7 protein-coding genes are annotated in these 9,223 nt (G+C 69.8%); 6 read left to right on the forward strand and 1 reads right to left on the reverse strand.

Translation table 11 applies throughout. The annotated features are described in order from the left end of the window. Positions 1-76: 76 nt before the first annotated feature. The 4 genes from BQ8420_RS24215 to BQ8420_RS24230 all read left to right on the forward strand — a co-directional run bounded on the left by BQ8420_RS24215 (position 77) and on the right by BQ8420_RS24230 (position 6,071). A complete protein-coding gene (locus BQ8420_RS24215) occupies positions 77-2,608 on the forward strand; it encodes a glycosyltransferase family 4 protein (RefSeq protein ID WP_087101493.1) in 2,532 nt (843 codons plus the stop codon). A 512-nt stretch (positions 2,609-3,120) separates the two neighbouring features. Further along, on the forward strand, positions 3,121-3,918 hold the full coding sequence (locus tag BQ8420_RS24220; protein ID WP_087101495.1) for a CPBP family intramembrane glutamic endopeptidase: 798 nt from the start codon (positions 3,121-3,123) through the stop codon (positions 3,916-3,918). A gap of 264 nt (positions 3,919-4,182) precedes the next feature. Next, entirely contained in the window at positions 4,183-5,376 is a 1,194-nt protein-coding gene (locus BQ8420_RS24225; RefSeq protein WP_200816081.1) for a sensor histidine kinase, read from the forward strand. Next, positions 5,373-6,071, forward strand: a complete 699-nt coding sequence (locus BQ8420_RS24230) for a response regulator transcription factor (protein ID WP_087101497.1) — start codon at positions 5,373-5,375, stop codon at positions 6,069-6,071. Before BQ8420_RS24225 ends, BQ8420_RS24230 begins: the two co-directional genes overlap by 4 nt. Positions 6,072-6,313: 242 nt before the next feature. On the opposite strand, the gene BQ8420_RS24235 is transcribed toward BQ8420_RS24230, so the two are convergent. Then, positions 6,314-6,730: a hypothetical protein gene (locus BQ8420_RS24235; RefSeq protein ID WP_143847532.1), complete on the reverse strand. Its 417-nt coding sequence runs from the start codon at positions 6,728-6,730 to the stop codon at positions 6,314-6,316. Positions 6,731-7,261: 531 nt separating this feature from the next. Here BQ8420_RS24235 and BQ8420_RS24240 point away from each other — a divergent pair. Together BQ8420_RS24240 and BQ8420_RS24245 are read left to right on the forward strand one after the other, a co-directional pair. Next, on the forward strand, positions 7,262-7,663 hold the full coding sequence (locus BQ8420_RS24240; protein WP_235006461.1) for a hypothetical protein: 402 nt from the start codon (positions 7,262-7,264) through the stop codon (positions 7,661-7,663). Between the two features lie 298 nt (positions 7,664-7,961). After that, positions 7,962-9,056 carry a pilus assembly protein TadG-related protein gene (locus BQ8420_RS24245; protein ID WP_200816082.1) on the forward strand — a complete coding sequence of 365 codons (1,095 nt, stop codon included), beginning with the start codon at positions 7,962-7,964 and terminating at the stop codon, positions 9,054-9,056. Positions 9,057-9,223 lie beyond the last annotated feature (167 nt).

Genomic DNA, 9,223 nt, shown 5'->3' on the forward strand with positions numbered 1-9,223 from the left:
ACCTCTCTATTCGTCGGCAGCGTCAGATGTGTAAAGAGACAGCGTGCGAAGGGCGACGCCGGAACATGGGGGCTCAGTGAAGATCGCCTATCTGATCAACGACATGTACGGCATCGGCGGCACCGTGCGTACGGTCGCCAACCAGGCGGCGGCCTTGTCGGCCCGGCACGAGGTGGAGATCGTCTCGGTGTTCCGGCACCGCGCGGACCCCGTGCTTCCGGTTCCCGCCCAGGTCACCCTGCGTCCCTTGGTCGACATCCGTCGACATGACGGGCAATCGATCGGGGTCGCCGGACGCCCGTTGTACGAGGGGTCGGAACGGGCCGGTCTGCCACCCCTGCTCTTTCCCCCGGAGGACGGCCGGGGCTCCACGCACAGCCGACTCACCGACGACCGGTTGGAGGAGTACCTGGCCACCACGGACGCCGACGTGGTCGTGGGTACCCGTCCGGGGTTGAACGTGGTGATCGCGCGGGCCGCGCCCCATCGCATCGTCAAGATCGGCCAGGAACACCTGACCTACGAACAGCACTCCCCCGAACTGCTCCGGGTCATGGCCGAGGAGTACCAGCGCTTGGACGCCTTCGTCACGGTCACCGAGGCCGACGCACGCACCTACTCCGAGCGGATGCCGCTGCCGGGTGTGCGGCTGCTGTCCATCCCCAACTCGGTGCCGGCGCCGCCGTTCACCGTCAACGGGCACAACACGCGCACGATCGTCTCGGCGGGCCGACTCGCCCCCAGCAAGCGCCACGACCTGCTGGTTCAGGCGTTCTCCATGATCAGTGACGAGTTCCCGGACTGGACGCTGCGCATATACGGGCGCGGCAGCCGGCGCGGAGCGCTCGACAGGCTGGTGGGCAAGCTCGGATTGCAGGACCGGGTGTGGTTGATGGGTCCGCATCCTCGGGTGGAGGAGGCATGGGCTCAGGGTGCGTTCGCGGCGGTGACCTCCAGTGAGGAACCGTTCGGGATGACCATCGTGGAGGCCATGCGTTCGGGGCTGCCGGTGGTGAGCACGGACTGCCCGCACGGGCCGGCGTCGATCATCCGCCATCGGGAGGACGGCCTGCTGGTCCCCAACAAGTCCGCCCCCGGCATCGCGGAGGGATTGGCCCACCTGATGGGCGATGACGAATTGCGGCGGCGCATGTCGGCGGCGGCGTTGAGCGATTCGGAACGCTTCGATCCGGTGAACGTGGTGCGTCGGCACGAGGAGCTCTTCTACGACCTGGCCGGGACCCGAATGCCCGCGCACCCGGTCCTGGACCTGCCGATGCCGCGGGCGGAGATACCGGCGTCATGCCGAGTTCAGGTCGGACCGGACGGGGTGACGGAATTGGACTTCGGGCCGGGTGTGGACGCGGGGGGCGTCCACGACCCGATCGACTCACGGGTGCCGGACGCGGTGGTGCTCGCCAGGGAGCATCACCGGGTGGAGCTGATCCCGGAGCCGGACGGTCGGGTCCTGGTGGACGCCGCCGAGCTGGACCTGTCCACCGGCACCTGGCAGGTGTTCCGGGTCGATGGCACCTCGGAGCGTACGAGCAGGGTCGGAGGGGACGCCGCCCCGAAACGGGACGGTGAGGAGGAGACCCCGGTGCGGGACGTGACCATCCACCAGCACGGGTTCCCATTGTCCATCGCGCACACGAGCAGACTGTCCCTGGTGATCCCCGCGCGTTCGCCGAAGGGGCGGCTGATCCTTCAGGTGCGGAGTTCGCGGCACCACGCCGAGGTCGAACACGTGGAGGTCGCCGACGGCCTCATCACCATCCAGGGTCGGGTGCTGGGACGGGCGCCGCACGACGCGCGGGCCCGCATGGTGGTGCGGCCGCACGGCTCGCCGCAGGGCCGATGCGAGTTCCCGTCCGCGGTCGCGCACGGGGGCGAGTTCACGGCGGTGATCGACCCGGAAGCGGTCGCGCGCGGGCGGCACGGCGACTCCGACAAGTGGCAGTTGCGGCTGATGTTGTCCGACGGGACCGAGTGCACCGTGGGCCGTCACCTGGCCGGGGTGGTCGGTTACAAGAAGATCATCGAGTACGCCGCCCAGCCGGTGAAACCCACCTATGGCACGGGGACCAAGGTGCGCCCGTACTACACGGTCAACGACCGGTTGGGGCTGAAGACGTCGCCGTTGGCGCCCACGATTCCGGTGGAGTCGGTCCGGATCCGCCCGTCCGGGCGGCGCGGGCAGGATCTGCGTCTGGAGGTTCTGCTGGGCACACCGTTGCCCGAGGGGGTGTCGTACGCGCTGGAGGTGGTGCGCGGCACCGACGCGGGGCAGCGTTTCCCGTTGGAGGCGGTGCCGGGCCCGCCCGGCCGGGAGGAGTCCCGGTTGGTGGGTCGGTTGCCGTTGCTGCGACACAGCGACTACCTGGAGGTGCCGATCCTGCGGGCGCGGTGGCAGCTGCGGTTGGTGGCGGGGCCACCCGGGGCGTTGGGGAGGTTGGGGGCCAAGGCGATCTCTACGAGCACCGGCCGCAGGTGGAGTCACGGCGTGTACGTGCGGTCGGCGACGGTGATGCCGGTGAGCGCGGGGGACGTGCGGTTGACCGTCGCCGACGTGCATCTGGTGGACGGACTGAGCCGCCGGTTCCGCTGACGGTCCGAGGGGCGAGGTGGTCGGGGCACGGGTGGGCCAACCCGTGCCCCGTTCGTGGCTCGGGACGACCACCCCCGGGGTTCGGGTGGGCGGGCGGATCATCGGACCAACCGGATCCCTACCTCTCACCGGGGAACGCCAGGGCCCGGCGCCATCCCGAACAGCCGATCCCGCTCCCACCCCCGCGCACCTCAAGCGGGGGACCGAGCGCCTCCCGCACTCCACCTCGGGGAGACCGGGAAGGCCCGGCCTCACCGGGTGTGTGGCTCGCACGGGGGACACACCGATGTGCCGACTGCCCACTCCGGGGGGAAGCCGGGCGGTGCGCCCGCGCCGTAACTTGCTGTTCGTAGCCACCACGAGGCGCGGATGCGCCCGAGCAGTGAGAGAAGAGACCCATGGGCCCGTCCAACGAGCGACAGCCGTCACCCGAAGAGCAGCAGGATCCACGACCTCCGCACGCGGAGACCTCGTCGAGACGGCCGCGGTCCACCTGGACACGACTCGCGATCATGTTCCCGGTGCTCCTGGTGGTCATGATCGTCACCGCACCGATCAACGAGGCGGCGTCCGGAGGCCCGGTGATCGCGCTGATCGTAGGCGTCGGCACCGCGGTGATCGCCCTCTGGTGGTACGTCGGCCTCATCCGGTGGCTGGAGCACCGGAGCGCGACCGAGCTGGTCTTGGCCGAAGCCGCCCCCGGCCTCGGTCGGGGCGCGCTTCTCGGGTTCGGTGTGTTCACGGCCACGATCCTCCTGATCATGGCCCTTGGCGGGTACCGCGTGACCGGGTGGGGGTCCTTCGAAGGTCTGCTCATCACACTGGGACTGATGTCCTGCGTGGCGGTCGTCGAGGAACTGCTCTTCCGCGGTGTGCTGTTCCGGCTGTTGGAGGAGAAGCTCGGCACCTTGGGCTCGATCGGATGCTCCGGCCTGGTCTTCGGCCTGATTCACGTGGTCAACCCTGACTTCACCTTTTGGGGCGCCGTGGCCATCTCCATCGAGGCGGGGTTCATGCTCGGCGCCGCCTACGCGGCCACGCGCAGCCTGTGGCTGCCCATCGGCCTGCACCTGGCCTGGAACCTCTCCCTGGCCGGGATCTACGGAACGGGCGGCGGTACCGACGTCGGGGCCGGCAGTCTGCTGACGGGCACCATGAACGAATCCAACCCGCTGTTCGGGGGTTCCTCGGGCCCCGAGGCGAGCCCGGTGGCGATCCTACTGTGCAGCGCGCTCACCGCCGCCTTCCTCGTCCTGGCCAAGCGTCGGGGCCGCCTCTACCGCCGAGGGGAAGTGCCGACCACACGCTGAGCCGCGGGGGCGCTCATCGTCGACGGAGCCAGCCGACACGGTTCGAAGGTCCGCCAGGGCGTGTTCCGTGGATGCTGCCCGTCGCGAGCGGCGCATCCAGTGGTGCCGGCACAAGGCCGAAGAAGGAGTCAGCCCGGGTTTGGCTGTCGACTGATGAGAACGCCGTGCCGGTGCCGCTGGGGCGACGCGCAGCAGGGTGTGTATTCGCGGAACATGCCCTAGAGTCAGCCCGTGCTCGGACTGGAGAAGAGAGCGTTCCCAAGCGTGGCGACGGAGATCGTCGGTCGGTGGAGGGCGCGGAGCGTCGCTCTGCGCGACGGTCTCCTCGCGTCCGCGCTCGCCGCCGTGGCGTTCGCGCCCGGCCTCGTGGACAACGGGGTCATGGTGGGCGAACTTCCGCAGCGACCCTTGGACGCGGTGGGCCTCGTCCTGGTGATGGGACAGTGTCTGCCCCTGGTCGCGCGCCGCCTGCGTCCCTTCACCTGCCTCACCATCGTGGCCCTGTGCTTCGCCGCGGTCCAGTTGTTCGCCTACCCGCCGACGTTCGCCAGCGTCGGTGTCCTCGTGGCGCTCTACAGCGCCGGTGCCCACCAGAGTCGCCGTCGACTCCCCATGACGGTGGCGATGACGGCCGGCTACCTGCTCCTCGCCTTGGCGTTGGCCGCACGCGGGTCGTCCGAGCACGTCACCGACTACGTCGCCTTCTACTGCGTCATGTTCGCTGTCGCCGGGGCCGGTGTGCTGATGCACTCGTGGCGTGTGGGCGAGGCCGAACGGCGTCGCCGTGGCGCTGAGCTGGCGGTCGCCCGAGAGCGCAACAGGCTCGCACGGGAGCTGCACGACGTGGTCTCCCACCACGTCACCGCCATCGTGGTGCAGTCCGATTCCGCCCGGTTCCTACCTGCCGACCAGCACGCGGACCTGATGTCCGGTATCAGCGACAGCGGGCGCCAGGCGATGACCGATCTGCGTCGGCTCCTCGGCGTGTTGGAGGACCCCGATCTCCCCCATGCCCCGGACGCCGTCGACGGATCCTCCACGCACTCGGTGCGCGGGATCCTCGACCCGGCCCCGGACCAGGTGGGTGACCTGGTCGAGCGAGTTCGGCTGGCGGGCCAACCGGTCGAATTGACGGTGCGGGGCGAACGGCCCGACATGGACCCGGGGATCGGTCTGACCGCCCACCGCGTGGTCCAGGAGGCCCTGACCAATGCGGTCAAGTACGCGAGCGGCCGGCCGACCGGGGTCCTGATCGACTACGAGAGGGACCGGGTCGATATTCAGGTGACCACCGAGGGCCTTGGCCGGGCTTCGGTATCGGATCTGCCTTCCGGCGGGCGCGGGCTCATCGGGCTCGGTGAGCGCGTGCGGGTGTTCGGCGGCGAGTTCACGGCGGGCGGGCTCCCCCGGGGCGGTTTCGTGGTGCGCGCCCGTCTTCCGCTGGACGGTGGCCGATGACGGACCCGTCCGCGACGTCCGCACCGATCCGGGTCCTGGTCTGCGACGACCAGGCACTGGTGCGTGCCGGGTACGCCGCCGTCTTCGCCGCCCAACCCGGACTGCGGGTGGTCGGTCAGGTGAGCGATGGCCGAGCGGCGGTGGAGGCGGCCGCTCGCCTGCGCCCCGACGTGGTGGTCATGGACGTGCGGATGCCCGTGCTCGACGGGATCGAGGCCACCCGGCAGCTGGCCGGGCCGGGGACCGCCGGCTCCGCCCGGGTCCTCGTGGTGACCACGTTCAACCTGGACGACTACGTCTACCGGGCCCTGAGGGCCGGGGCGAGCGGGTTCCTGCTCAAGGACGCCACCCCCGAGGAACTGGTGGTCGGCGTGCGCACCGTCGCCCGCGGTGAATCACTGCTCGACCCGGCCATCACGCACCGGCTCATCGGGCGCTTCGCGGAGCGGTTGCTGCCAGGAGACGCACGCCCGGAGGCGGCGCGGGCACTGAACGACCTCTCGCCCCGCGAGTTGGAGGTCCTGGGCCTGCTCGCCGAGGGATTGTCGAACGCCGAGATCGCCGCCCAGATGGTGCTGAGGCCGGAAACGGTCAAGACCTACGTCTCGCGCATCTTCACCAAGCTCGACCTGCGCGACCGGGTCCACGCGGTCATCTTGGCCTATCGGACAGGACTGGTGCGCCCGATGGCCTGACACGACAGGACTCCCGGTCGCGTTCTCGAAGGGCTCGCACCACCGCTTCGTGCCGCTTGTGCGCTCCGCCCGGCCAGGGGCGAATGTCGCCGTCGTCGATCTCTTCGATCAGACTTTCGGGAAGCGAAGGAGCGAAGGCCGTCGAGTCGCCCTGATCGTCCACTGAAGTAGTACTCCCCGAGGAAATCTCGATGAGCGGCGGTGACTCGTCCGTTCTCGCTCGCAGGGGTCGCCGACCCCGGTCACGGGTGTCGTCGGTCGCCGGGGGCCGTCACGCATTGAAGACGGTTCAGGAGTCTGGGGTGGTTGACGGCCCAGGCGGTCAACGACAACGCCACCACCGGCAGCAGGTACACCCCGACCGGCGCGGACCACAGCAGCCACACCAGCGCCAACGGGGCGAGCAGCCCCGCGGAGACCAGAGCGGCCAGGTAACGGACGTCGGGTGGCATCAACAACGGGAACAGGGCCACCAGGAACACCACGTACCCCATGGGCAGCACGGCGCCGTTGGGCAGTTCGAGCGCGAAGACGTCGAACATCTCCGTCAGCGGACCGATCAGCAGGGCCGCCGCAGGCGGGGCGACGCAGGCGGCCAGTGCCGCGCGAGGGTACGGCGTGGTCGGGAGTTGCCCCGTGGGTTCTGGTGGACGGTTCACGGCCGCTGGACCCCCCGTGCGTTCGACCACGACCTGGGACGGAAGCGGTCCTGACGGCAGGATACGCCGCGGTCGGTTTCCCTAGTGCCGCGTCGGTCGGGGTTCGCCCGTGACGGAGCGGTGTTCAGGATGGTGCAGCGCAAGGCGGCGGGAAGTTCTCATAGTGGTTCCTATGTGGGTTTTTCGCCAACGCGGCGAGGTGCCGTGCCGAACGTCGCGACGGGATGAACCTCGGCCGACGCGGCACTGGATTCGGCCGGGCCCGCCACCCGACGGCCAGGGGTTTCGGACAGTTCGTGGTCGTTCACAGCGGGTTTCGGTCTCCGGCGTGCCGGCTCGGTTCGGCGCCTCCGTACTCGGCGGTTCCAGCGCATTCCGCCCGAAGCTCGACCGGGCGAGCCGCCGCTTTTACGGGCGCAACGACCGAGCGGGGAGTTTTCCACAGGTTCCGCGATCCCGCTTGTCCCACCCCGGTGAACAGCGCATGCTCTATCCATGTCCCCCGGTCCACCTGCGAAGAGGTGAGTCGCATTGTCCCGCAAGCCCCTGCGCCCCGAACCGTCCGCGGTCTCCGACGGTGCGCGGACGGGCGCCCCGGTCCCCGAGGCGCTGACCCTGGAGCCACCGGCCGACGGGCAGAACCTGCGCGCCGCGGTGCGCCGGGTGTCCCCCGACGCGCTGTCCACCTTCGACATCCAGCACCGCTACGTCCACGACCTGTGTTCGCGTACCGGCGACCCGGTTCCGGTGCGCATGTTCCTACGCCGGTGGGGTGTGTTCGTGGAGTTGCGCGACTGCCCACGACGCGCGGCCAAGCTGGCCCGACTCGAACTGGCCGCCGCCGAGGCCACCGACACCGAGACGGCCCGGGCCGCCGCCCAGGAGATCGCGCACATCCTCGACGGCGCCACCCGTCGGCGGCCGGTCCTGTGAGCGACTCGGCGTGAGGTGAGTGCCGCGTGTGGTCTCCCGGGGCGGTCTGCGGCCGCCTGTGGTCACCCCACTCCACGCATCACCGCCACCACCTGCGGTAACGGTCGAGCTCTGGTCACCATGCCCCGGTCGCCCCTGTACCGGCGGAACCGGCCGGGTTAAGCTGCCCGGCGCGGGGGTGTGCGCGATTCGTGTTCGGTCGCCTATGTCCCCCGTGCCACTCGTGGCCTTCGGGTCGCGCGAGTCCCTGCCCGAGCCCCCGCCCCCGCTCCCCCGCGGGAACGACCCCCGGACCAGCATGCGACGCATCCTCCGCAGAACCGAACGACCCCGAATACGGCGTCGACGGCACCTCCAGGGACGCCGCGACGACGGCCAGGCCAACATCCTGCTGTTGTTCGGCATGACCATCGCCCTGTTGGCGCTCACCGTGCTGTTCGTACGGGTGGGGTTCGCCAACGACCAGCGTTCCCAGGCCCAGACCGCGGCGGACGCCGCCGCATTGGCTGCGGTCAGCGCTCTGAAGGACAGCGCGGCCGACCAGCTCGCCGGCGGTTCCTACCCGATGCCCCGCTACGACGAGGAGATCGCCGAGTCCCGGGCGGAGGACTTCGCCCGGGAGAACGGGGCGGTGCTCACCGACATCCGGGCCAGCGACAACGTGATGGGACGCTCGGGCAACATCGTCCGCGTGGAGGTACGGGGTGCGCTCTGTCAGCGGGAGCTGGACCCGGACAACTCACGGCACTGGAACGACATCGTCTGCGAGGGCGAGGAGGACATGAGCGAGACGTCCTTCGGCAGCGCCTCGGCGATCGCGATCATCGAACTCGACGCGGCCTGTGGTCGAGACGACGACGGGTTGAACTGTGACGGTTCGCCGGTGGGCGACTCGGAGGAGGCCTCGGACCTGTTCGACGTGCACCTGGTCGACCAGGAGGGGCAGTACCGGTTCGATCCGAACGCGGTGTTCGGTGGCGGTGCGATCGTGGACTGCGCGAACCTCGGTGGCCTGCACCCGCAGATGTGCGCCGCCCACCAGGCGCTCAACGACCAGTTCCCGGGTTTCTACCTGTCCGCGGGTGGCTACCGCGACGAGGCCGACAGCGACCATGGGTACGGGGAGGCCGTGGACTACATGATGGCGGAGTTGGGCGGGACGCCGACCCCGGCCATGGACGCCACCGCCATCCAGGTGATCGACTGGCTCATCCAGAACCATCAGGATCTGAACGTCAAGGGGATCATCTACAACTTCCACATCTGGAGCCCCGCGCGGGACTCGGTGGGTCCGTGGGAGAGCGTGAAGAGGTACGCCGGGCCCCGGGGCAGTCCGACACAGGACCATGTGGACCACATCCACCTGTCCGCCGGGCCGCCGCCCTTCCGGTAGTTCCAGGAACAGCATCCCGAGAACCCCCACTGAGCAGGGGGTTCTCGGTTATCCACAGGTTCAGGATCGGGTCTTGCCGGAGCTTCCCCGACCACCGAACCTTGAGACATGACGCGAGAACACGTCGTACCTCACGGAAGCATCCCGCTCTTCGCCCGCCCCCGCGG

Origin of the sequence: Nocardiopsis sp. JB363 (assembly GCF_900143625.1) — a bacterium.
Taxonomy (GTDB): Bacteria; Actinomycetota; Actinomycetes; order Streptosporangiales; family Streptosporangiaceae; genus Nocardiopsis.

What these genes read in the sequence shown, in the direction of transcription:
- BQ8420_RS24220 (WP_087101495.1), top strand. Translation starts at nt 3,121, where the DNA reads ATGTTCCCGGTGCTCCTGGTGGTCATGATCGTCACCGCACCGATCAAC.
- BQ8420_RS24230 (WP_087101497.1), top strand. Translation starts at nt 5,373, where the DNA reads ATGACGGACCCGTCCGCGACGTCCGCACCGATCCGGGTCCTGGTCTGC.
- BQ8420_RS24245 (WP_200816082.1), top strand. Translation starts at nt 7,962, where the DNA reads ATGCGACGCATCCTCCGCAGAACCGAACGACCCCGAATACGGCGTCGA.